The organism is Sorangium sp. So ce281, assembly GCF_051527395.1.
In the GTDB taxonomy this organism is placed as follows: Bacteria; Myxococcota_A; Polyangia; order Polyangiales; family Polyangiaceae; genus Sorangium; species Sorangium cellulosum_B.
On the sequence record NZ_CP150322.1, the window covers coordinates 8,673,372 to 8,696,141 of the forward strand.

The 22,770-nt window shown below is 72.3% G+C and carries 20 protein-coding genes; 5 read left to right on the forward strand and 15 right to left on the reverse strand.

Annotated features, from left to right (window positions below):
* Positions 1 to 57 precede the first annotated feature (57 nt).
* Positions 58 to 1,200, reverse strand: coding sequence for a DUF6268 family outer membrane beta-barrel protein (locus WMF27_RS33005; RefSeq protein WP_437764892.1), 1,143 nt, complete (start codon positions 1,198 to 1,200; stop codon positions 58 to 60).
* Between the two features lie 100 nt (positions 1,201 to 1,300).
* Between WMF27_RS33005 and WMF27_RS33010 the strand changes: the two genes are divergently transcribed.
* Positions 1,301 to 1,963 carry a TetR/AcrR family transcriptional regulator gene (locus tag WMF27_RS33010; RefSeq protein WP_437764891.1) on the forward strand — a complete coding sequence of 221 codons (663 nt, stop codon included), beginning with the start codon at positions 1,301 to 1,303 and terminating at the stop codon, positions 1,961 to 1,963.
* A gap of 84 nt (positions 1,964 to 2,047) precedes the next feature.
* Here the strand turns inward: WMF27_RS33010 and WMF27_RS33015 are convergent, their stop codons facing one another.
* The 4 genes from WMF27_RS33015 to WMF27_RS33030 form a co-directional block, all read right to left on the reverse strand.
* Complete coding sequence (locus WMF27_RS33015) at positions 2,048 to 2,782, reverse strand: ferritin-like domain-containing protein (RefSeq protein WP_437764890.1); 735 nt, start codon at positions 2,780 to 2,782, stop codon at positions 2,048 to 2,050.
* Complete coding sequence (locus WMF27_RS33020; protein WP_437764889.1) at positions 2,779 to 3,477, reverse strand: hypothetical protein; 699 nt, start codon at positions 3,475 to 3,477, stop codon at positions 2,779 to 2,781. The genes WMF27_RS33015 and WMF27_RS33020 overlap by 4 nt, the downstream gene beginning before the upstream one ends.
* A gap of 231 nt (positions 3,478 to 3,708) precedes the next feature.
* Complete coding sequence (locus WMF27_RS33025) at positions 3,709 to 6,486, reverse strand: protein kinase domain-containing protein (protein WP_437764888.1); 2,778 nt, start codon at positions 6,484 to 6,486, stop codon at positions 3,709 to 3,711.
* Positions 6,487 to 6,868: 382 nt separating this feature from the next.
* The gene (locus WMF27_RS33030; protein ID WP_437764887.1) at positions 6,869 to 7,804 is read right to left on the reverse strand and encodes an AraC family transcriptional regulator; all 936 of its coding nucleotides are present in this window, start codon (positions 7,802 to 7,804) and stop codon (positions 6,869 to 6,871) included.
* Positions 7,805 to 7,896: 92 nt separating this feature from the next.
* Here WMF27_RS33030 and WMF27_RS33035 point away from each other — a divergent pair, with 92 nt between their 5' ends.
* Positions 7,897 to 8,778 carry an NAD-dependent epimerase/dehydratase family protein gene (locus WMF27_RS33035; RefSeq protein ID WP_437764886.1) on the forward strand — a complete coding sequence of 294 codons (882 nt, stop codon included), beginning with the start codon at positions 7,897 to 7,899 and terminating at the stop codon, positions 8,776 to 8,778.
* A gap of 15 nt (positions 8,779 to 8,793) precedes the next feature.
* On the opposite strand, the gene WMF27_RS33040 is transcribed toward WMF27_RS33035, so the two are convergent.
* From WMF27_RS33040 to WMF27_RS33065, 6 genes are read right to left on the reverse strand one after another with little or no spacing between them, the layout of a single operon-like run.
* Positions 8,794 to 10,059, reverse strand: a complete 1,266-nt coding sequence (locus WMF27_RS33040) for an MFS transporter (protein WP_437764885.1) — start codon at positions 10,057 to 10,059, stop codon at positions 8,794 to 8,796.
* Positions 10,056 to 10,466 carry a hypothetical protein gene (locus WMF27_RS33045; RefSeq protein WP_437764884.1) on the reverse strand — a complete coding sequence of 137 codons (411 nt, stop codon included), beginning with the start codon at positions 10,464 to 10,466 and terminating at the stop codon, positions 10,056 to 10,058. Before WMF27_RS33045 ends, WMF27_RS33040 begins: the two co-directional genes overlap by 4 nt.
* Positions 10,467 to 10,468: 2 nt before the next feature.
* Positions 10,469 to 11,095, reverse strand: coding sequence for a YdcF family protein (locus tag WMF27_RS33050; RefSeq protein ID WP_437764883.1), 627 nt, complete (start codon positions 11,093 to 11,095; stop codon positions 10,469 to 10,471).
* Positions 11,096 to 11,119: 24 nt separating this feature from the next.
* The gene (locus WMF27_RS33055; RefSeq protein WP_437764882.1) at positions 11,120 to 12,286 is read right to left on the reverse strand and encodes a DegT/DnrJ/EryC1/StrS family aminotransferase; all 1,167 of its coding nucleotides are present in this window, start codon (positions 12,284 to 12,286) and stop codon (positions 11,120 to 11,122) included.
* Complete coding sequence (locus tag WMF27_RS33060) at positions 12,283 to 13,062, reverse strand: WecB/TagA/CpsF family glycosyltransferase (protein ID WP_437764881.1); 780 nt, start codon at positions 13,060 to 13,062, stop codon at positions 12,283 to 12,285. Before WMF27_RS33060 ends, WMF27_RS33055 begins: the two co-directional genes overlap by 4 nt.
* The gene (locus WMF27_RS33065) at positions 13,059 to 14,474 is read right to left on the reverse strand and encodes a radical SAM protein (protein ID WP_437764880.1); all 1,416 of its coding nucleotides are present in this window, start codon (positions 14,472 to 14,474) and stop codon (positions 13,059 to 13,061) included. Before WMF27_RS33065 ends, WMF27_RS33060 begins: the two co-directional genes overlap by 4 nt.
* A 152-nt stretch (positions 14,475 to 14,626) precedes the next feature.
* Here WMF27_RS33065 and WMF27_RS33070 point away from each other — a divergent pair, with 152 nt between their 5' ends.
* On the forward strand, positions 14,627 to 15,892 hold the full coding sequence (locus WMF27_RS33070; protein ID WP_437764879.1) for an oligosaccharide flippase family protein: 1,266 nt from the start codon (positions 14,627 to 14,629) through the stop codon (positions 15,890 to 15,892).
* A gap of 52 nt (positions 15,893 to 15,944) precedes the next feature.
* On the opposite strand, the gene WMF27_RS33075 is transcribed toward WMF27_RS33070, so the two are convergent.
* From WMF27_RS33075 to WMF27_RS33085, 3 genes are all read right to left on the reverse strand, one after another.
* Positions 15,945 to 16,832 carry a sugar transferase gene (locus tag WMF27_RS33075; protein ID WP_437764878.1) on the reverse strand — a complete coding sequence of 296 codons (888 nt, stop codon included), beginning with the start codon at positions 16,830 to 16,832 and terminating at the stop codon, positions 15,945 to 15,947.
* A 62-nt stretch (positions 16,833 to 16,894) separates the two neighbouring features.
* Positions 16,895 to 17,692 (reverse strand): SDR family NAD(P)-dependent oxidoreductase, encoded by a 798-nt coding sequence (locus tag WMF27_RS33080; RefSeq protein WP_437764877.1) that lies wholly within the window; start codon positions 17,690 to 17,692, stop codon positions 16,895 to 16,897.
* Positions 17,685 to 18,773, reverse strand: a complete 1,089-nt coding sequence (locus WMF27_RS33085; RefSeq protein WP_437764876.1) for a radical SAM protein — start codon at positions 18,771 to 18,773, stop codon at positions 17,685 to 17,687. Before WMF27_RS33085 ends, WMF27_RS33080 begins: the two co-directional genes overlap by 8 nt.
* Before the next feature lie 104 nt (positions 18,774 to 18,877).
* Between WMF27_RS33085 and WMF27_RS33090 the strand changes: the two genes are divergently transcribed.
* Positions 18,878 to 19,816, forward strand: coding sequence for a UDP-glucuronic acid decarboxylase family protein (locus WMF27_RS33090; protein ID WP_437764875.1), 939 nt, complete (start codon positions 18,878 to 18,880; stop codon positions 19,814 to 19,816).
* A gap of 40 nt (positions 19,817 to 19,856) precedes the next feature.
* On the opposite strand, the gene WMF27_RS33095 is transcribed toward WMF27_RS33090, so the two are convergent.
* Positions 19,857 to 20,804 carry a glycosyltransferase family 2 protein gene (locus WMF27_RS33095; protein WP_437764874.1) on the reverse strand — a complete coding sequence of 316 codons (948 nt, stop codon included), beginning with the start codon at positions 20,802 to 20,804 and terminating at the stop codon, positions 19,857 to 19,859.
* Positions 20,805 to 21,090: 286 nt separating this feature from the next.
* On the opposite strand from WMF27_RS33095, the gene WMF27_RS33100 reads away from it, so the two are divergent.
* Entirely contained in the window at positions 21,091 to 22,728 is a 1,638-nt protein-coding gene (locus WMF27_RS33100; protein WP_437764873.1) for a hypothetical protein, read from the forward strand.
* The last annotated feature ends 42 nt before the right edge of the window (positions 22,729 to 22,770 follow it).

The window sequence follows — 22,770 nt, forward strand, 5'->3', positions numbered from 1 at the left end:
CCGCCGGTCGGTGTGCGGCTATACGCTCGCGCGGCGCGCCAGGCGGTGAGTCGCGCTTCAGCTCTTCGGGATGCGCCATGTCACGCCGGCGCGGAAGAAGAGCACGTTCGGGATGCTCTGCACGCCTGTGGGGATAGCATCGTCCTCGTCGTTCATCGGCTCGTAGCGACGGAACAGGCTGTGTCCCGCCTGGGCGGTCACCCACACCGACGAGAAGGCGCGCACGCCGAGGGTCACGCCCGCGGTCACGACCGAGTAGGCGACGTGATCGAGGCACAGCTCGGGCCGCGCCGCCCGCTCGTCCTGCTCGGCCGCCGGGTCGTCGGCCGGCAGGGCCGCGCACGGCCACGCCCCGGTGACGCGCGGGTCGCGCACGGCGTAGGCGTTCCCCGCCACGTCCGCGCGCAGGCCGACCTCGACGCGATCCGAGAACAGGAGCTTCGCCGACGCGAAGCCCGGCAGGAAGGCCTCGACGCGGAACCGGGGGCTCGGCGTCCACTCGACGTACGCGGCGGGCAGCGGGAGGAACGAGCCGAAGCTGTACGACGCGAGCGCGCCGCCGCCGAGGACGAGCTTCTCCGAGAGCGTGTGGGTCACGAGCCCGAGCGCGCTGACGCGGACGAGCCCGCCGTCGAAGGCCTCGAAGTCGCCCGCGAGCCCCGGCGCGACGCGCAGCGAGAGCGACCAGTCGTGGGGGAGCAGCTGGACGAACAGCACCGGCACGTCGACGGCGTGGAACGCCCGGAGCTCGTCGAAGCCCGGCGAGGCGCCGGCGTACGAGATCGCCTCGACGTGGTAGGTCGCCCCCGGGATGAGGAACGTCCTCTCCCCGAGGGGGATCGGCACGTTGGCGTTGACCTCGTACGACGAGATCTGCACCCGCACGGGGCGCGGATCCTCGAGCGCGGCGCCCGGCATGTACTGCGCGCTCAGGTCCACGAGATCGGGGAGCTGGGCCCACGCCGCGCCCGGCGCGTGGACCGCGACGACCGCGAGCAGCGGCGCCAGGGCGACCGGCTGGCCGATGAACTTGAACCGGTGCCAGACGGGCGCCGCCTGGCCCTGCCCGAGCGTGTCGTCGCCGTGGAACCGCGCGGACGCGACCTCCTGATCGACCCCGCGGCGGCCCGACGCGAACCCGAGCGCCGCCGCGCCCCCCGCGACCGCCGTGTGGGTGAGAAACCTCCGCCGATCGAGCATCGGTGCACCTCCAGCGCCTGGCTAAACAATTGATTGAAACATACGTTTCAAGGATTGACGCCTGCCAGGCGCATCGTCAAGGTGTGTTTCAAACAATCGTATGAACGACCGTGACCCCCTCGCCCCTGCGGACGATCTCGATCCACGGCAGCGGCTCGTGGTCGCGGCGATCGATCAGATCGAGAAGCACGGCATCGGGCAGCTGACGGTGCGGAAGCTCGCGGCGGCGGCCGGCGTCAACATCGCCGCGGTGAACTACTATTTCCGGTCGAAGGAGGCGCTCGTCGCGGCGGCGCTCGAGGGGTCGATCCGGAACATGCTGTCGGACAGCGAGGATTTCCTCGCCCGGATGCCGGGCGATCCCCTGGAGGCGCTGAGCGGGCTGCTCGGCTACTACCTCGAGGGCGGGATGCGGTACCCGAACGTGGGCAGGGCGCTCCTGCACGACGCGTTTCACGCGGACGACTACAGCGGTCCTTTCCCGAAGCTCTTCGCGCCGGTGATGGAGCGCCTGCGCGATCTCGTCCGGGCGGCGGTGCCCGGGCTCGAGGAGCGGGCGGCGGCGCGCCGGGTGGTGGCGGCGCTCTCGGCGGTCTTCTTCCCGGCGTTCTTCGCGGGGCTTTACGAGGGGCTGAGCGCGCTCGGCTCGCCGGCCGACCGCCTCGCCTACGCGCGAGAGCTGGCGCGGCAGACGCTGGCGCCCGTCGCGGTCCCGGAGCCGGCGGCGCCCGAGCCCCGCGGCAGGCCGCAGAAGCGCGCGTGACCCGCGGGGAATCGCGGGCACCCGCCGGAGGGGCGGGCCTCGGCGACGGGGGCGTCGGCGCGGCGCGGGCGGGCGCGCGGGAGATCAGCAATCGAAGAAGCGGCGAAGCCCGGGGCGGATGACCTCCTCGATGGTCTCATCGAGCAACACCCGGGCTTTCAGGCCGCTGCACAGCCCGAGCTGCTCCCCGTGCGGCGGGGCGTCGTGGGCCGGCAGGTGCGCGTGCTCGTGCTCCACGAGGTGCCGGAACGCGACGGGCAGGTAGCGCTCGATCGCTTGCCGCTCCGCCGAGGAGAGATCCGGCGCGACCTGCTCGAGGAGGCGCCAGCCGAAGCGGGCGTGCCCGACCTCGTCGGCGTAGATGCGCGTCAGCAGATCGAGCAGCGGCCCGGGCGGCATCTCCAGCCGCTCCGCGCCGATGAGGGCCACGGCCACCGTCTCGCTCATGCAGCAGATGTGGATCACGTTGCGGAGCGCGGCGGCGCGGGCGGGCGCGTCGCGGTGCAGGGGGAACTCCGGGCGCTGCGGGACGCTCGCGGTCGCCGTCCCGCCGAGGGCCTCCACCACGGCGCCGCAGAGGATCCCGTGACGGCGCTCCTCGTCGGCGAAGCCCCGGCACGCCTCGGCGAGCTCCGGCGGGAAGCCCGCCGAGGCGAGCTGGCTCGCGAGCGCCTCGAACACGGCCGACGACCCGTGCTCGTTCACCATCCGCGCGTGCCAGGTGAGGATCGCCGACGGGAACAGCGCCGCGGGATACCCGCTCACGTCGAAGGCACGCGCGCGCGCCTCGCCGCGGAGATCGAGCGTCGCGGCGTTCATGCGACCTCCGACGGGGCATCATAGGCGTCGAGCGCCGGCGGGACCGGGGGGCCCCAGGGCGTGCAGAGCGTCTGCGTATAGAGCTCCGCCTCGGGAGCGACGACGTCGCCGAAACAGCAGCCGTGCCGGACGGTCTCGGCCTCTGTGTAGGCGATCGCGTCGGCGTCCACGCCCACGATCAGCGCCGTGCAGCAGTTCACGAAGGAGGCGTCTCCAGCGAGGGCCGCCCACTGCGACTCGGAGATCCCCGTCCCGGGGGCGGGCAGGCGCTGCGCCGTGTAGTCGAGGCAGCAGTCGAGCTCCGCGCGAGGGCGAGCCGCCGTGTCGTCGAGGTTCACCTGCTCGGCGCACGCGAGCCCGGTCGGCGTGGACGGCGCGCCGCCCGCGCCGCCCGCGCCGCCCTCGCCGCCCTCATCGGGCGTCGGAATGACCCCACTCCCCGTCGAAGCTTCCCCACCGCCGCCGGTCGTCGCCCCGACTCCGGCCGTCGCGCCGACTCCGGCCGTCACCCCGCCGCTGGCCGGAGCCGGGGCGTCCGGCTCCTCCGCCGGGATCTCCTCGTCGGGATCCAGCGGTGACGACTGCCCGCCAGAGACGTAACGTCCGCTGCAGCCCGCCAGGGCGCCGCAGGCCAGCGCTCCCAGCGCGACCCTCGCTGCTGCACGCAATGCTGCCCGTCTCGTCTCCTCACGCATAAGCTCTCCTCCAGCAAAATAGGCTGTTTGCCGCAGGGCGCGGCGCGGGCCGAGCACTCGGCCCATATGCACCAGGGTAGGCGCCCAGCACAGCGAAGAGAATCTGCATTTTCCGCACACCATTGAACTGAAATTCAGAACAATGGCGCCGCGGGATCGCTCCGTTGGACAAGCGGCACGGCATGGCCCCGGTCGAAGAGCGACGGACCCCGGCACGAAGAGCGGGAGCGGTCACTCGACCGGTCCGCAGGCGATCGCCTTCATCCTCGCCCGCGTCAGCTCGGCGGTCACCGAGCGCGGGCTGGCGTTCCCCCAGCGCTCGATCACGCTCGCGTAGGCCTCGCACGCGCCGGAGATCTCGCCCATCTGCTCGAGGGCCTGACCGAGAAACCAGAACGTGCGGACGTACCTTACGGGCCAGCCCAGCATATCGCACGTCGTGACCGCCTTGCGAAGCGTGGGGATCGCATGGAGAGGCATGCCCGCGAGGTAAAAGACCGCGCCGACGTCCGCCTGGACCTCTTGCCCGACTTGATTGCTCATCAGCGCGGTCAGCGGCAGCGCGGGGACGGCCTCCGCCGCCTCCTCGGGGTGCTCGATCCACCGCGCGTAGGCCTGCACCGCGGCGGAGCGCGCGGGATCGGCCGCACCCTGCGCGCTCGACCGCGACAGGAGCTCGGCCACCTTCTCCTGGAACTCGGCCCTGGCGATGAGGCCGGCATGCAGCATGACCCGCAAGAGGTCCGGCGAGCCGCCGGCGCAGGCGCTGTAATTGTCAAGACACGTCTTGGCGATGTCCGCCGCCTCGCGCCTGCGATCGGTCTCGAGGTAGACATCGATGAGCGCGCGGACGACATCGGCGTGCCCCCTGGACTCCGCGCTGATGTACATGCGCGCCTGCCGTAGCTGTTCCTCGGCCTGCGAGAAATTGCCCAGGATCGCGTTCAGGTTCGACTCGTCGAGCAGCGCGGTGAAGCGCCGCTCCTTGTGCGGCAGCGAGACCCGGCTCTGCCGCATCGCCTCGCGGACCGCGTCGAGAGAGCGCCCTTGCGCATAGCTCGACCACGCAAGCCTGCGAAAGATCAGCCGGCCCCTTCCGCTCGTCGTGGGCCGTGTGAGCCACAGGTCCTCCTCGACGTCCGCGCAGCGGCCGAGCGCGCTGTGGTGCTCGCTCCGGATTTCGTAACAGCTGGCCGCCGTGGGCGAGATCGCGAGGCACCGGTCGATGGCGGCAGCGGAGTCGTTGAAGCTCCCGAGCTGCCACAACGACTGCGCCAGCGTGGCCCATCCCTGTGCGTACTCGGGGTCGATCCCGATGACCCGCCTCGCCGCAGCGACGCTGGTATGGACGTCCGATCGCAGCGCGCAGCGCGCGAGGAGGGCCAGCAGCTCCGCGTCGCGATCATACGGGTGCTGCGCCGTGAGCGCGGCCAGCCGCTCCGCGCAGCGCGCCGTATCCGCGGGGTCGCGGCCGAGCGCGGGCTCCATGGCCGCAAGGAGCGCTCGATCGCGGGGGTCGAGCGCGACGCTCAGCTCCTCTGCGCGCTGATAGTGTTCCCGAGCTTCGGCGGGCTCCGGCGCGTAGATCGCGAGGCGAAGGTGCGCCTCGGCAGAGGAGTTATCAACGGAGATCGCCTGCCGCAGGCCGTCCACCGCCTTGCCCTCGTTGGCATCGCGAGCGGCCTTCAGCGCGGCGCTGTACAGGGCGAGCGCCGTAGTGATGGAGCGCGGCCCGGGAACGGTGGTCGCCCCGACCGGACGAGGCCCTCCGCGCAGCGCGAGCGCCCCAGCGATGACGGCCGCGAGCGCCATGGCGAGGCCGATCTTCCAGGCCGCCGCCCGCAAGCCGAGGCGTCTTCCGGTCGAGCGGAGCTCATCGCGGCGCGCCGCGGCGCCGAGGCGCTCGGTCGCGCCCAGGGGGTCCACCACGTCCCCACCCGCCGCCTCGCCGCCCGGCGCCCTGGGCGGCTCGGAGAGGCCCATTGCGGGCGGCTCCGGCGCGCCGAAGCTCGGCGCCGCGCCCTGCGCGAACGGCGCGAGCGCGCGAGCGACCTCGCTCAGGTCAGAGAGCCGAGCCTGGCGGTCCGTCGACAGCAACCGGCCAACCACCCTGGCGAGCTCCCGGGGCACGTCGGGCGCGACCTTCTCCAGCCGGGGAATCGCGCCTGTCACGATGATCTTGAACACCTGGCCGGCGTTGTCGGCCCGGGTCGGGAGCACGCCCGAGAGGCATTCGTAAAGCATGAGGCCGAGCGACCAGTTGTCGGTACGGTGATCGATCTGCCGGTCTCCGAACGTCTGCTCCGGCGACATGTAGCAGGGCGTACCAAGCCTCGTCCCGCTCTCGGTGAGCCCCGTTGTCTGGGCGTCCTGTCCGCTCGTGGCCGTCAGCTTCGCGATGCCGAAGTCGAGGACCTTGACCCGCTCGCTCGATCCGTCGACGAGGAAGATGTTCTCCGGCTTCAGGTCGCGGTGGACGATGCCCAGCGCGTGCGCCGTCCCGACGGCGGAGATGACCGGCAGGAAGATGGAGGCGACCTCGCCGAGGGGCAGCCTCGGCTCGCGACGCAGCTTGCTTGCGAGCGACTCGCCGGACAGGAGCTCCATGACCATCACGGGCGCCCCGCTCTCGATCTCGACGTCGTGAACCTCGACGACGTTGGGGTGGCGGACGCTGCTCGCGAGCTTCGCCTCGCGCAGCAGGCGCATGCCCACCGTGCCGCGCACGGCCCCGCCCTTCACGAACTTGAGCGCGAACGGCTTGCCAGTCAGCGTGTGGCTCGCGGCCCAGATCACGCCCATGCCCCCTTCACCGAGCAGCCGTTCGAGCCGGTACCGGCCGGCGACGACGGCGCCTGGACGCCACGCAGGCCGTGCGCGCTCGTCGCCTTCGCCGCGCTCGTCGCCCTCGCCGCGCTCGTCGCCCTCACCCGGCGGAGAGTCTTTTCCCGCAGCGTGTTGGGTCGCCTCGAGGCCCTGCGTCAGGTCCGCTCTCGATGCGATACGCACGGCAGCCTACGCTACCCGACCGGCCCCCACTGTCCAGATCGGAAACGAACGCGCCCGACGTGCTGTCCGCTCGACAGGAAGGCGATAAAGCGAGGACACGTTTGCAAGCGCAAGAATCTTCCCACATCCCTGCAAATATCTCTGGACAGCGAACAGCACCACAATGCGCCCGACGGCAAATCGCCCCCGCCCTTCTTGTTCAATTTGCCCGCTGAAAAGGGCTGCAAGTGAGGGAATTTCTCAGTCTCTCCACAGCTCGTCGCGTATGCGTCCCGATCCATCCGCTCGCTCCACGGCTGCCGAGCCATAACGCCGTGGCTCCAAGGACGTCCGTCTCACCCGATAGCGCGGTCGAGCAAAGAGACGCAGCGCTCTCCGAAGCTCAGTATCCCGGCTCGCGGTCCCCGGCTCGGTACGCCCCCGGCGGGACCCCGACCTCCCGGCGAAATGCGACGTTGAAGGCCGCCTCGTCCTGGTACCCCACGGACGACGCCACCTCGGCGAGCGCGAGCCCGGGGCGCTCTCGCAGCGTCTCCTTCGCCAGCTCCATGCGCCAGCGCGTCAGGTGACGGAGCGGGCCCTCTCCCACGTGCTCGCGGAAGGCGAGGGCGAAGCCCGAGCGGCTCATGCCGGCCTCCCGCGCGAGCGAGGCCACGGTCCACGCGCGGGCCGGGGCCTTGTAGAGCGCGTCGAGGGCGCGGGCGACGCGCTCGTCCGCGAGCGCCGCGCGGAAGGAGCCAGGAGGCGCGGGGCGCTCGAGCTCCGCGCGGATGGCCTGCAGGAGGAGCAGCTCCGCGAAGCGAGCGGCCATGACCGGCGCGCCCGGCCGCCGGTCGCGCACCTCGTCGCGAATACCGTCCAGGAGCCGGCCGAGACCGGGCACCGGCTCCCCGGCCCCGCCGTCGAGGAGCACCACGGAGGGCAGCGCGCGGAGCAGCAGCGACCGCCCGGCCCCCGCGACGTGCATGGCGGCGCAGAGCACCACCGTCCTCGCGCCGTCGCCGCCCAGCCGGCGCCGCACCGTCTGCGCGCCCGGCCGAGGCGGCGAGAGCCAGCGCTCCTCGTCGACGACGGCCGCCCCCGGCCGGTGCCGCAGGCAGTGCGGGACGCCGTGCGGCATGAGCAGCAGATCGCCCTGGCCGACGCGGATCTCTCGGCCGCCGAGCTCCAGCCACATCTCGCCTTCGAGGAGGTGGTGGAGCAGGACGATCTCCCGGCGGCCGATACGAGCCCCCCACGGCGCGCCGAGCTCGACGCGGCCGAAGAGGCTGGTCTCGATGCGCACGTGGCGGAGCAGCGCTGTCAGGACATCGGGCATTGGACGATCACAAAAGAGCGCTGGACGCTATCACATGGAGGGTCCCCCGGTCCGTCGCCATGGTTCAGCCACCGAGTCACGAGGAGGCAACCATGGACGTTTTCATCACCGGCGCGAGCGGCTTCATCGGATCTGCGGTCGCCCGCGCCCTGGTCGCGCGCGGCCACCGGGTGCGCGGGCTCGCGCGCAGCGACGCGTCGGCAGCGAAGGTGCGGGCCGCTGGCGCGGAGCCGATCCGGGGGAGTTTATCGCAGGTCGACGTGCTCGCGCGCGCGGCGGCGGCCGGCGACGGGGTGGTGCACACCGCGGCGACGACAGGAGAGGATCGCCCGGCCACGGACGAGGCGGCGGTCACGGCGATGCTCTCGGCGATGAGCGGCGGCGTCTTCATCACGACGACCGGGGCGCCGCGCGCGCGCTCCTCGCGGGTGCCCGTGCCGGAGGAGGAGAGCGTCAACCCCGGCGGAGCGCTCGAGTGGCTCGTGGCGGCCGAGTCGCGCGTGCTCGGCGCGAAGGGCGTCCGCGGCCTGGTCGTGCGGCCGCCCATCGTCTATGGCGACGGCGGGGGCCCGGTGGCGGGCCTGGTGCAGGGCGCGCGCGCCGCGAGGGTGGCGCGCTATATCGATGACGGCGAGAACCGCTGGTCCACCGTCCACGTGCGGGATCTGGCGGTGGCCTACGCGATGCTGCTGGAGTCGGACGCGAGGGGCGTGTTCCATGTCGCCGAGGCGGCGCCCGAGCCCATGGCGGCGCTCTTCGCGGCGATAGGCGACGCCGCCGGGGTCCCCGTGGGCTCGTGGAGCCTCGCGGAAGCCCTCGCAGCGCATGGCCCCATCGCCGGCTTCCTGGCCATGGACGCCGCCCTCGACGCGACAAGGCTGCGCGGTCTGGGCTGGTCGCCGGAGGTCGGAGCGGCGCTCGGAGGCATCTGCGGCGCCCTGCGCGACCCGGCGCAGGGGTATCGGGCGTCATGAGCCGCATCGCAGGCTTCAGGGCGGAGCGCCGTCGCGCGCGGCGCTCGCCGCCGCCTCCCCTCCTCGCCTGCTGTCGAGGGTGAGCAGCACGAGATAAGAAAAGGCACAGACAACGAGGCTCCCGAACACGAGCATCGGCAGCGAGTAGGCCAGCCGCTCCAGGCCCACCCCCTCGATCAGCTTGCCGGTGAGGGCCGGGAGGACCATGCCGCCGAGGCTGTCGCCGACCAGCACGAGCCCGGTCACGAACGCCGTCATGGGCACGATCTGCCCCGTGAGCGTGAAGCCGCTGGGCCAGAGCGGCGCCATGAAGAGCCCGAGCCCGAGCGAGACACCCCACAGGAGCGCGCTCGAGGGCGGCAGGAGCAGCATCATCGCGGACAGCACGAGACAGCCGCCCAGCCCCACAGGGATGACCTGGCGCGGCGTGAAGCGGATCGCCACCGGGATCGAGAGCAGCCTCCCGATCGTGAACGAGAGCCAGAACCCCGAGGTGAGGTACGCGGCCCCGGTCGCCGAGACGACGCCCAGCGTGAGGGCATAGGTGTAGATCCAGCTCCCGAACGAGATCTCCCCGCCGACGTAGGCGAACAGGTACAGCACCGCGACGAGCACCGGAAGGAGGGGCAGCGCGCGATCCGCGCCCTTCGCCGCGGCGTCCTTCTCGGCCTTTTCCTTGGGCTCGGGACAGTGTCGCATCGAGAGCATGCCCAGGGCGACGAGCGCCGAGAAGGCGGCCACGGCCCAGTACGCCGCGTGATAACCGCCCCAGGCGCCGGGGACGCGCGCGACAAGGAGCGGCGACAGGAACGCGCCCAGCCCGAAGCAGAAGTGCAGCCCGTTCATGTAGGGGCTGACCTTCTCCCCGTGCGTCCAGAGGAGCAGCGCGTTCGCGCCCGTGTTGACGAGCCCCTCCGCGAGACCCCGGCAGAACGCCACGACCACGAGCAGCCATAACCACGGGACGGCCGGGATGACAGCGAGGCACGCCGCGGCGATCAGGTGCGCTCCCCCGAGCAGGGTGTGCCCGTGCACGCGATCGAACAGCTTGCCTCCCCAGAGCGTACCGAGCGTGTAACCAACCCCCCCGCCGAGGAACAGCGAGCCCATGTCCCCGACGCTGGAGCCCGTCTGCCGCGCCAGGTCCGGCAGGGTCGGCCCGGTGATCGCCGTGATGAGGCCCAGGCAGATGAAGAGCCCGTAGTAGCCGGCCGTCTGGCGCAGCGCCCTGTCGCTCCACCGGCTCGAGACCGGACGCTCCTCCACGGCTGCAGTGCTCATCGCTTCGCTCCTTTTACCCGATGCGGGGACTCATGTGCCGGCCCCGGCGCGGCAGGGGATCCGGGGAGATCGTCGGCGCGCGAGGCGCTGGCCGCGCGCTCCCGCTCGTGCTCGATGCGCCACGACTCGAAGGCCAGCGCCTGGAGCGCGGAGAGGACGAGGACGGAGACGTCGGTGTTGACGTAGAGCCAGATGAACCCGAGCCCCAGGCCGCGCACGAGCAGGGCCACCGCCGCCCCGACGGCGACGTTGCCGCCCCAGAACAGGAGGCACACGCCCACGCAGCGGATCGCGCGCCGGAGCGCGGGCGGGAGGAGCCCGGCGCGCATCCCCCGGCGGCGCCCCGCCGCATAGACAGCGCAGGACGTGGCGGCGACGACGCCCAGGATGTAGAGCGCGTCGGGCATCGCTACGCTCCCCCGCGGAGCCGCGACAGCGCGCGCGCCGCGAGCTCCTGGAGCAGCCGGCCGATCGCCGAGAGGCGCTCCCCCGGGATGTTCGACGCCGGCGACCCCTCCGGGACGGGCGCGGCGAGGACCTCGAAGCCGGCGCGCTCGAAGAGCCGGCGCGCGCGAGCGATGCGGTGCGCGCCGGTGACGAGCAGGATCCTCCTTGCGCCCCTGGGCAGCAGGAGCTCCGCGCTGCGCTGGGCTTCCACCGCGGTCGTCAGCCCGCGCGGCTCCGTGAGCAGGGCCGACGCGGGGACGCCGAGGCCCCGCGCGAGGCGAGCGCGCGACTCGGCCTCGCTGGCCGGCCCGTTGCGGCTGCCGAGCATCAGCACGAGCGGCGCTCGCCCCTCACGGTACAGCGCGACGGCCTCGACGGCGCGCCGGAGGGAATCCTCCGGGAGCCGCCCGTCCGGATCGACGTCCGCGCCGAGGGCGACCACCGCGTCGGCCTGCCCTGCGTCGGGCGCCGACGCCATCCAGCGATCGAGCGGCGCGGCGGCAGGGGTAAACGCGGCGACCGCGAAGGCCATGAGCCCGATCACGCCGGCCGCGGTGCTCAGGCGGTCCCACGCTCCTTCCATGCGCATGGCGTCGGATCCCTGGAGCCGCCCCTACGTGGCGCCCAGGAGCGCGGGCCTCGAGGAGCGCGCGGACGGCCGCCGCGCCTCCAGCTCCTCCGCGACGCCGTGGATGGCGGCCTCGACGCGATCGAGCGTCTCCTCGCTCATCCGCCCGTGCAGGGGCAGGCAGACCTGGCCCGCGCAGAGCCGGTCCGTGTTCGGGAGGGCGACGCCCGCGGGGAAGCAGTCCAGCGCGTGCAGGGGCGGGTAGAAGTACCGGCGCGCCTCGACGCCGCGCCGCGCGAAGGCCGCGATGACGTCGTCGATCGGGGCGTCGATCAGCCCGACGCCGAGGTTCTGCCCGTTGGGGTTCACGCCCGGCGGGACGCGCTGGGTGCGGTACACCTGCGGGTGCCGCGACAGGGCCGCGCGCAGCCGGTCGAGGTACGTCCGCCTGCGGGCCAGCGCCTCCGGGAGCCGGCGGAGCGACGAGAGCGCCAGGGCGGCGCGCAGCTCGTCCAGCTTGGCGTTCATCCCCGGGACCGACGCCGAGAGCGGCTGCGCGAGCCCGTGGTTGCGCAGCCGGCGCATCGCCGCGCTGACCTCCCGGTCCGGGGAGACGACCACGCCGCCCTCCGCGGCCACGAGGACCTTGGTGGCGTGCAGGGAGTAGGTCGTCGCGGTGAGGAGCGCCTCGGCCTCGCGGCTCGCCGTCTCGGTGCCCATGCCGTGCGCGTCGTCGTAGATCACGGCCGCGCCCGCGCCGCGGGCCTCGCGCGCGATGGCGGCCAGATCGGGCGGGACGCCGAACACGTTGACCGGGAGGACCAGCGTCGCGCCGTGCTCCGCGAGCAGGCGGCGCAGGTGCCCCGGATCCAGCGTCCAGGTCTCCGGGTCGATGTCGCAGAAGACCGGCTCGAAGCCCGCGTGCACCGCGGCGTTGAGGGTCGCGATGAAGGTGAAGGCCGGGAGGATCGCCTTGCCCCGCCGCACCGCCGCGGCCGCGATGGCGAGGCTGATCGCGACGGCGCCGTTCGAGACGGCCACCGCCTCCTCGACGCCGAGGAACGCCGCGATCGCCCGCTCGAAGCCCTCCACGAGCGGGCCGCCGTTGCTGAGCCGCCCCGAGCGCAGGACGTCGGCGATCTGCGCCGCGATCGCGTCCGGCTCGTCCACCTGCGGCGAGACCATGGGGATGAAGGGTCGCTGGTCGCTCATGCTTGTCTCTCCGGCCGAAGGCGCTGGTGGACGACGCGGCCGATGAACTCCGGGATGCCGAGCAGGTACCGCCGCCAGAGCCGCCGCGGCTCGACCGCCAGGCGGTAGAGCCACTGGACGTGGCTCCGGCGCACCCACTCGGGCGGGTACGCGACGGCGCCCGCCACCTGATCCAGCAGCCCCCCCATACACCAGGTGGCGCGCACCTGGAGCGCCGCGAGATGCTGGCTCACCCAGAGCTCCTGCTTGGGCGGGCCGAGGCCGACGATGAGCAGCGCGGCGCCCGAGCCGTTGATCTCCCGGACCACCGCCGCCTCCTCCTCGGGGTCGAAGTACCCGTGGTGAACGCCGGCGATCCGGAGCCCCGGGCGCTCCGCGACCAGGCGGCGCGCGACCTCGTCGGCGATCCCGGGCGCGCCGCCGAGCAGGAAGACCGAGGCCCCGCGCTCGGCGCAGAGGTCCACGATCCGGCCCAGCTCGATCGGGCCCACGTTGATCCGCTCCGGGCACGGCCCGCCCAGCAGACGCGCCGCCCAGACCACCCCGATGCCGTCGGCGTACACCACGTCGGCCCGGGAAACGGAGGCGCGGTACGGCGACTCGCGCGCCGCCAGCGTGGCGCAGTAGGCGTTGACGTAGGTGTAGTAGTCGGGCCTTTCGCGCTCCGCCCGCAAGGCCTCGTCCAGGCGGCGCAGCAGCTGCTCGAAGGAGAGCCGCGTGACGGGGACGCCGAGGACGTCGACCCGGGGCGCGGTCGAGGGCGCAGCGGCGGTCATGCCTCGCCCCTGGCCGGCGCCACCTTGTCCTGCGCGCTGATGAACGCGCGAGGATCGCTGACCGGGGCGCGATCGACGACGGGCCGCGCCTCGTCGGTGCCGAACATCGCGACGTAGTCGCCGTGGAACCCGTCGCAGATGTCGCGGAGCGCGCAGCGCTGGCACCCCGCGCCCTTCTGGTAGCCGTTGTGCTCGACGCGGTTCAGCGCGTCGTGGCGGTAGGCCGCGTCGCGATCCCCGCGGCGGCGGAGGAGCCGGTACGACAGCCCTTCCAGCTTCCTCATCACAGGGCCGAGCCGCGGGTCCGTGTCGGCGCGGAGCATCCGGCCCCGGAGGTCGATCGCGTCCGCCAGGCGGAGGAGCGGCTGCCGGAGCCGGCCGAGGCGGGGCCGCGCGCCGAGCGGGACGGGCGGCGACACGGCGCCGGCCCGCATCCGCTGCGGGCCCTTGTTGGTCCAGGTCCAGCTCGCGAAATCCCACTCGTGCGGGTCGTACGAGAGCTGCTGGTAATTGTACACCGACGGCCAGTGGCGCTCGGGGACGATGCAGTGGGGCAGGTACCGGACGTTCGCCTCCACGCCGGCTTGCGCGAGCACGTCCAGGGCCTCGTCGAGCGGGCCCCGCAGGTCGCCATAACGAGGCACGTTCTCCGCGGTGCGGGCGCCCTGCTTGCGCTGATCGGCGAACGGGTTGAAGGCGAGGAAGTTGACGGCGCGCGCCCCCAGCTCCACCGAGAGCCTCGCGATCGCCGGCAGCTGCGGCACCGCGAGCTTCGACATCACGCAGTTCACGCGGAACGGCACGTCGAGCGCGATGAGGTGGTTCAGCGCGCGCATCTGGCGCACGTGCGCGCCGCTCACGCCCACGGCCAGGTCGTGCGCCTTCCCGAGCCCCTGGACGCTGACAAGGAAGTCGGCGACGCCGGAGTCCTTGAACTGCTGCGCCTTGTCGCGCTTGTCGAGCACCAGCGCGTTCGTGATGAGCGTCGGCGCGAGGCCGATCCCGGCGCAGTACCGGATCAGCGCATGGATGTCGCGCCAGATGGTCGGCTCGCCGCCCTGGATGTCGATCGCGTCGTTCCCGTAGAACTCGACGAGGGTCCGGCAGATCTCCTGCGCCTTCTCCAGCGACATGAACGGGTGCTCGGGGTGCTCCTTGTCCTCGATCCGATCGAGGAAGTAGCAGAAGTGGCAGCGCAGGTTGCACGTCTGCCCGAGCCACAGCACGCCGCGCCGCGTGAGCTCCCGGGTCTGGCCGTGGTGCCGCGGCGCGGCCGCCGGGCGCGTGGCCGGCACCGCCAGGGCGCGGGCTCGCTCGAGCAGGATCTCCGGCGGCTCGATGTCCGCCGAGACCAGCGACTCCTTTCGCCTGAGCTGCACCAACGAAACGTTGCCATCCGTGCTGGTCTTCACGTGGTCCTCTCCTGACTTGGATCCTTCACGCGCGGCGCGGCGCCCCGCCGCTCCACGTGACCGCCGACGGGAAGTTGAACCGCACCGCGATCGGGGCGATAGGGGAGCGGCATGCGCGCGCGGCGACCTCCGGCGAAGGATCTCCTCCAGCCATGACGTCGTCGGCGCTCCGCGAGGACGCCCCGCCGCCGGCGAGGCGAAGCGTCTCGGGCAGCATGGCGCTGAAGACCGCGAGCGATCTCGTCTCGCGCGGCGTCCGCATGCTCCTCGCCGTGGTCGCCGCGCGGCTCCTGGGGCCGGCGGGCTTCGGCGACTACAGCTACGCCTTCGCCGTGGGCTTCCTGCTCGGCGAGCTCGCGGACCTCGGCCTGCACCTGTTCATCGCGCGGGAGGTGGCCCGCGATCCCGGCGCTCCCATCGGCCCGCTCGTGCGCCTCAAGCTCGCCGTGACGCTGGCCGCCGGCGCCGTCGGCCTCGTGGTCGGCCTCCTCGCGGGCGCGGCCTCGCCACGCCGGACGCTCGTGTGGCTGCTGACGGCCGCGTGGCTGATGGCCTCGTTCGTCGAGATGCTCAACCAGGTGTTCCGCGGGCACCAGCGGATGGAGCGCGAGGTGCTGGTGGCGGTCACCATGGCGGTCACGTCCTTCGGGCTGGGGACGGGCGCGCTGCTCTCGGGGCTCGGCGCGCTCGGCCTGGCGTGGGCCCTCGTCGCGGGCCACCTGGTCGCCCTCGCGCTGGCCCTGGCCCTCGCCGCCCAGCTCCTCGAGCGCCGGCAGTGGTCCAGCGAGGGCGCGGCGCTGCCGCAGGGCTTCCTCCGCGAGGCGGGGCCGCTCGCGGTGGTGATGCTCGCCAGCCCCCTCTACTTCCAGCTCGATCTCCTGATGCTGGGCTGGATGAGCACCCCCCACGCGGTCGGCGACATGAGCGCTGTCCAGCGCATGATCGGCGGCGCCATGATGCTGCCGGGCGTCGTGCGCGCGGCGGTCTTCCCCGCCTTCGTCGCCAGCCGCTCCGCGAGCGCCCGCAGGCGCCTCGCCACGCTCACCTTCGTCGGGCTCATGGCCGCGGGCGCGCTCATGAGCGCCGCGGTGTGGTGGATGGGCGGGCCGCTCGTCCGGCTCGTGTTCGGCCCCGACTACGCGAGCGCCGTGCTGCCGCTGCAGCTCCTGACCACGGCGCTCGTGTGGATGGTGCCGGAGCTCGCCATCGGCCCGATGCTCTTCGCCGCGGGCCAGCAGCGCCCGTACGCGGCCCTCTGGACGGCCACCGTGCTCCTCATCGCCGCCGGGGACCTGTGGGCGGTGCCCGCGCACGGCGCCGCCGGCGCGGCCGCGGTGAAGCTCGTCGTCACGCTCGGCCTGGTCGCCGGCGAGGTGATCGTCCTCTTTCGCGTCAGGGACCACCTCGGGGCCTCCTGAGCGGCCGGCGAGCGGTCCTTTCACGGCGTCGTCGATCGCCCGGCGCACGGCGTCAGTAGCTCCCCACGCCGAAGAGCATGCGCAGCGGCGTGATCGCCATGATCTTCAGGTCGCCCCAGAAGCTGGCGTTGGTCAGGTAGTAGATGTCGAGGATGACGCTCTGGTCGAAGGTCACCTGGTTGCGCGCCACGACCTGCCACAGGCCGGTGATCCCGGGCCGGCCTTCGGTCCGGAGGCGGTGCCACGGCTTGAGCGCGTCGAACTCCGCCATCGGATAGGGCCTCGGCCCCACCAGGGCCATGTCGCCGGTGAGCACGTGGAGGAGCTGGGGGATCTCGTCGAGGCACAGCCAGCGCAGGACGCCGCCCAGCCGCGTGACGCGCGGATCCCTGGGGTCCTTGGGAATGACGACCCCATCGTCGCGCACGAAGCCGGGGATCTCGCCGCGGATGACCGAGAGCCGCGCGGCGTCGCCCCTGTCCTCGCCGTCCCGGCGCTGCGTCCGCATCGTCCGGTACTTGAAGAACCGGAACGGCCTCCCGCGCAGCCCTGCGCGCGGGGCGATGTGGAACGGCCCGCCCGGGGACTCGAGGTGGATCAGCAGCGCGATCGTCAGCCACAGCGGCGCGCCCCCGAGCAGCACCGACAGGGCCACGAGCCTCTCGACGGCCCGGGTGGCCGCGGCGTCGAGGCCGCCCCGCTCGCCCGAGCCGAACCGGACCACCGGGAGCCCCTCCGCGGTCCGCTCGGACAGGCCGAGGCGCGCCGCGAGCCACTCGAGGTCCCGCGAGGCGATCGCGACCGCCTGCGCCCGCCCGCGCGCCCGCCGCAGCACCTCCCCCACCGCGTCGAGGCCCTCGACGACGACGGGCGCGCCCGGATCCAGCGGAGGAGGCGGCGCGGTTGCTCCTTGAGGGAAGGACGTCGTTGCACAGGTCAAGAAAACCTCCTGGTGGTCTCCGGTCCGGCGTCGCGGCGGCTCCCCCGCCCTGCCGTCTCGCCTCAGCCCTCTCTCAGCTGCTCCCCGAACGCCCGGCGCGTCCGCCACCGCGCCCACGCCGGGAAGAGCTCTCCCACCACGCTGCGGAGGCGGAGCCGCAGCGGAGCGCCGCCCTGCGCCCGCGGCGCGCGCCAGAGCGCGGCCACGCTCTCGGCGACCCGCTCCGCCGGGACGCCGCCGTCGTGCGGCCGGGACACCGAGCCCCGGCGCCGCCGCTCGTCCTCGTGCAGGCCCGTGTCCACCCAGCCCGGGTGCACCTGGGAGACCCGGATCCCCCGGGGCGCGAGCTCGAGCTCGAGCGCGTCGCTCAGCCCGCGGACGGCGAACTTCGTGGCGCAGTAGACGCTCTTCATGGGCACGGCGCGGAACGAGACCTCGGAGCCGACGTTGATGATGTGGCCGCCGCCGTCCCGCATCGTCTGCGCCGCGTGCCGGCAGCCGAGGATGACGCCGAGGAGGTTGGTGCGGACGATCGCCTCGACGTCCTCGAGCGCCATCTCGTCGAGGCGCCCGTAGCCCTCCCGGGCGGCGTTGTTGACGACGACGTCGATCCCGCCGAGGAACGCGCGCGCCGCGCCGAAGAAGGCGCGCTGGGAGGCGTCGTCGCCGACGTCCACCGCGCCCGTGCCGAGCCGGCCGGCGCCCTCGGGCGCGGCGCTCTGCTGCAACGCGAGGAGCGCGCGCTCGTCCCGCGCGCCGGCGAACACCCGGTGCCCCTCCGCGAGCGCGCGCGCGACGATGGCCCGCCCGATCCCGCGCGAGCCGCCGAGCACGACGATGGCGAGCGTCCGCTCAGCCACGCGCGACCCGCGCCAGCAGATCTCGCCCCAGGCTGCGCGCGAGGAGCCGCTCGCTGCTCACGAGGTGCTGCTGGTTGAGCCACGGCGCCGCGCAGGCGAAGCAGCCGTGATCGCGCAGGTGCTCCCACGCGGCCCGGACGCCGACCTCGAGCACGCTCCTGGCGGGGAAGTCCGCGAGCCGCTGGTTGCACGGGTACATGCGGCCGTCGCCGTCGATGAAGGCGTAGTACCGGCCCGCGCTGCACGGCAGGTACTCGAAGCGCTCCCGCCGCTCCTCCCGGGTGACGCGATCCCCGCCGTGGTGTTGCCACCAGCGCGCCATGTTCTCCCAGACGCGCTCGCGGAAGACCATCGGCGCCCCCCGGCGCTTCTGCTCGAGCAGCGCGTCCGCCAGGGCCTGCCGCTCGCCCGCGTCGAGGGAGTTGTCGCCGTGCATGCGCAGCTGCCGATCGGACTGCGGGGCGTAGGTCACGACGACCTCGAGCCGCGCGCCGAAGCGGCCCGCCAGCTCGAGGAGCCAGGGCACCTGGTCCTTGTTCCGGCGGTTCAGCACCGCCTTCACGATGCGCGGAATGCCGCGCGCCTGGCACGCCTCGAGCGCGGTCATGGCCACGGCGAAGGTCCCCTGACCGCGGTTCAGATCGTTAATCGGCTCCGGACCGTCGACGCTCACGACGATCGAGCTCAGGTCGGCGAGCTCGTCCACGCGCTCCTTGACGCGGAATCCGCTGGTGACCATTCCCACCGAGATCCCTCGGCTCACCGCCCGCTCGATGATGCGGCCGATGGATTTGTGCAGCATCGGCTCGCCGCCCGTGAGCGTCAGGACCGCCGTCCCCAGCGCCGCCGCCTCGTCCACGATCGCGAACAGCTGCTCGACCTTGAGCTGTCCGATGTCGTCGCGCCGGTGGTGGTAGTCGCCGTAACAGTACTCGCAGCTCAGGTGACATCGATTGGTGACGCACACATCCACCCAGATCGGGCGCGCCTCGCGGGCGAGCTTTGCGCGGACGAGCGAACCCAGGTAGCGAGGCGAGCGGTGCACGCCCGGCATGATAAGGAACTCGCCTCCAGATGTCATCCGGTCTTTGTAATACCTATTTCCTATGGTAAGGGGTTTTCGACCAATCACGGCGCCACGGCCCAGAGCTCTACCGAACAGCGCGTCAAGGAGGTATTTTTCCGATGAGTGCGAGCAAGCGAATCCTGGTCACGGGTGGGGCTGGTTTCCTCGGATCGCACCTCTGCGCGCGGCTCCTGGCCGACGGGCACCACGTGATCTGCGTCGACAGCATGGTGACGGGGCGTGACGAGAACCTCGGGCCGCTGCTGAAGAACCCGCGGTTCGAGCTGCACCGCTGCGACGTGAGCGAGCCGCTCCGCTTCGAGGTCGACCAGATCTACAACATGGCCTGCGCCGCGTCGCCCGTGAAGTACCGGGCGGATCCGGTGCACACGCTCAACACGAACGTGTTCGGCGCGATCAACGTCCTCCGCCTGGCGCAGGAGCTGGGGGCCCGGGTCCTGCAGGCCTCCACCTCCGAGGTCTATGGCGACGCGCTCGTCCACCCTCAGCACGAGGACTACTGGGGGAACGTCAACCCCATCGGGCCTCGGGCCTGCTACGACGAGAGCAAGCGGGTCGCGGAGACGTACTTCTGGGAGTACCGCCAGACCCGCAATGTCGATACCGTGATCGTGCGCATTTTCAATACCTATGGCCCGAACATGGACCGGAACGACGGCCGGGTCATCGCCAACTTCGTGGTGAAGGCGCTGCGCGGCGAGGCGCTGGAGCTGTACGGCGGAGGCCACCGCACGCGCTCGTTCTGCTTCGTCAGCGACCTCATCGAGGGGCTGGTTCGCGTGATGAACGCCAAGGACCTGACCGGACCGGTCAACCTCGGGAATCCGGCCGAGACGAGGATGCAGGACCTCGCCGAGCTCATCATCCGCAAGACCGGCGGGCGCGCGAAGCTGACGATGAGCGATGCCCTCGTCGACGATCCCCAGCGGCGCAGGCCCGACATCTCCCGGGCCACCGAGCTGCTCGGCTGGCGTCCTGTGGTGGATCTCGACTCGGGCCTCGATCGCACGATCGACTGGTTCCGCCCGCGCGTCTGACGCCCGGCGATGAGGGCGGGGAGCCTGCCGGGACGGGCGCTCAGCCGCCCTTCGACGGGAGGCGGCCGGAGGTGGCCATGACGCGCCCGCCGCGGCCGGCGCTGACGTCCGCCAGGATGCGGTCGCGCTGCGCCCGGATCCGCGCTCCGAGCACGCGGTGGATCGCAGCCCTGAGGGCCATTCCCCCGAGCCCGCGCGTGACCGCGAAAGGCCCCGGCGCCGATCTCAGCCTGTCCAGGAGGATCCTCGGCGCCGACTGCGCCGAGAGCAGGCGGGCGCCGTCGCGCCGGTAGAGCTCCGGGTAGCTCGAGCGGAGCTGCTCTCTCGCGGCGGCATTGCGCGCCAGCGCGCGGACCACGTCCGCCATGCTGTCCACCTCGAAGTGGATGGGCGCCTCGGGGACCACGACCAGCGCGTCGCCGGCGACGAGCGCCGTGAGCCACGAGTCCTCGGTCACGAGGTCGACGGGCAGCCGAGGGAGCGCCCCGGCAGGCAGGAGCCCCCGATCGGCCATCACCGCGCCCAGCCGATCGCGATCGATGGCGTAGAGGCGACCGGAGATGTAGTCCTGACCGAGGCTGGTCGTCAGCAGGCGGAGGACGGTGCCGAGCGGCGGCGGCGGCGCCCCGCGCGGCTGCTCGAAGGCCGCGGCGACGGCGGCGCGCGGCGAGCGCTCCAGGGCGCGCAGCAGGGCCGAGATGGAGCCCTCGGCGGGGCGCACGTCCGCGTCCGTGAACACGAGGCGACGGTTGCGCGCCCGGGCCACCAGGGCGTTCCATGCGTTGTTCTTCCCGAGCTCGCTCTCGATGACGGCGAGCCGCGGCTCCCGCCCCCGGAACGCCTCGACGACGCGCTCGGTGCCGTCCGTGCACCCGTTGAGACAGACGAGGATCTCGTCCACCTCGGGGCCGAGCCGCGACAGCTCGGTGAGGGTCGCCTCGATGGTGCGGACTTCGTTGTACGCCGGCAGACAGATGCTGGCAGTCATCGACTCCGACGCATACCACCACGCCGGCTCGGGTGTCACGCGGCGCGCGCCGCGCGGGATAGCCGCCCAGGAACTTACGATGCCGGCGATGCCGACGACGCTGACGCACCCGCATCCATTGCACGAATTTTATGCTTGGGTAAGCCTACTGATTATGTTAGCGTCGGAACAACCCCGCGTGACTACAAAGTCCGCCGGAGGTTCGCGCCGTCGCGCTGGTCTCGCGCCTGACGTCATCGTGATCCTTGGGTGTGCCGGTCCAGGTGCGGCGCTGAAGGGAGAGCTCATGCACAGGCTTTTTGCGTTCGTGCTCGCTGGCACGGTGCTTCTGGGAGCCTCGCCGCCGGCGCATGCGAAGCGGCCGATCCTCGCCGAGGGGTCGCCGATGCACGGCACCAATGGGATGAATGTGGGGCCGGATGGTCGGCTGTACGTCGCGAGCTTCCTTGGCAATGAGATCGCCATCGTGAACCGCAAGAGCGGAACCATCGTGGATCGGCTCGACGCGTCGGACGGGATCGACGGCCCGGACGACCTCACGTTCGGCCCGGATGGCTCGCTCTACTGGACCTCGCTCATCCCTGGCAATGTCGTGCGGCACGCGCCGTCGGGCGCGATCACCCAGCAGTTCGTCGCGCCGGGGGTCAACCCCATCACGTTCTCCGATACGGGGCGGCTCTTCGTGGCGCTCGACTTCTTCGGTGACGGGCTCTACGAGGTCGATCCGGAGCTGTCGGCGCCGCCGCGCCACATCGCGAGCAACCTCGGCTTCCTGAACGGCATGGACTGGGGGCCCGACGGCAGGTTGTACGGGCCGATCTGGACGCAAGGCAGGGTGATCAGCATCGATGTGGACTCCTGCACCGGCGCGGTCGATCCGGACGTGGAGTGCGACCTCCAGACGGTCGCGGACGGCTTCTTCATCCCCGCGGCGGCCAAGTTCGACGGGCTCGGCCGGCTCCACGTGGTCGATCAGAACGGCGATGTGGTGCGGATCGACATCGAGACGGGCGAGAAGGAGGTCATCGCGGAGCTCACGCCGGGGCTCGACAACCTCGCCTTCGACCCGCAGGGCAATCTCTACGTGTCGAGCGCCAGCGACGGCTTCATCGTCCGCATCAGGCCGAACGGCCATGTGCGCACGATCATGCCGGGCGGCATGATCATGCCCGGCGGCGTGGCCGTGACGACCGAAGGAGGTGACGAGTCGGTCTACGTGGCCGATCTGTCGTCGCTGCGGAAGTTCGACGGGGACACGGGCGCTCCGCTGGGCGTCGAGCGGTCGTTCCTCGGAGAGTCGGAGTTTCACGCGCCTGCCACGGTGTCGGCGGACGGCTCGAACCTGATCTTGACCGCGTGGTTCAGCAGCGTGGTTCAGGCCTACGACCCGGCGACGGCGACGGTCCTCGAGACGTACAGCAACTTCGTCTCGCCGCTCAACGCGGTCCGGTTCCAGGGAGATCTCGTGGTGGCCGAGCTCGGCGCGGGGCCGGGCGCTGCGCGCATCGCCCGCCAGACGTCCGGCGGCCCCGTGACGCTCGCGCCGATGACCGTGCCCTCGGGCCTCGCGGTGTCGGGAGGCGACCTCTGGGCCGCCGACTGGGCCACGGGCCAGATCCTCCAGGTGGCGGCGGGGGGCGTGACGCTCTCTCCGTCGCTCGTGGTGGCCGACGGCCTGGATCAGCCGGAGGGGATGGCCGTCGATCTGGACGGCACCCTGCTCGTCGTGGAGGTCGGGAAGCGCCGCCTGCTGCGCGTCGATCCGTCGACGGGGGACACCTGGGTCGTGAAAAAGCACCTCAAGGTGGGGCTCGAGGCGGTCACGGGGATGGTGCCGACCTATGCGTTGAGCAGCGTCGCCGTGGGCCCGTCAGGGACGGTCTATGTCTCTGGCGACAAGGACAACGTGCTTTATCGGTTCTGACCCGATCGCGACGAGGCGGCGCTGTTCTCGTTCGTCTTCGCC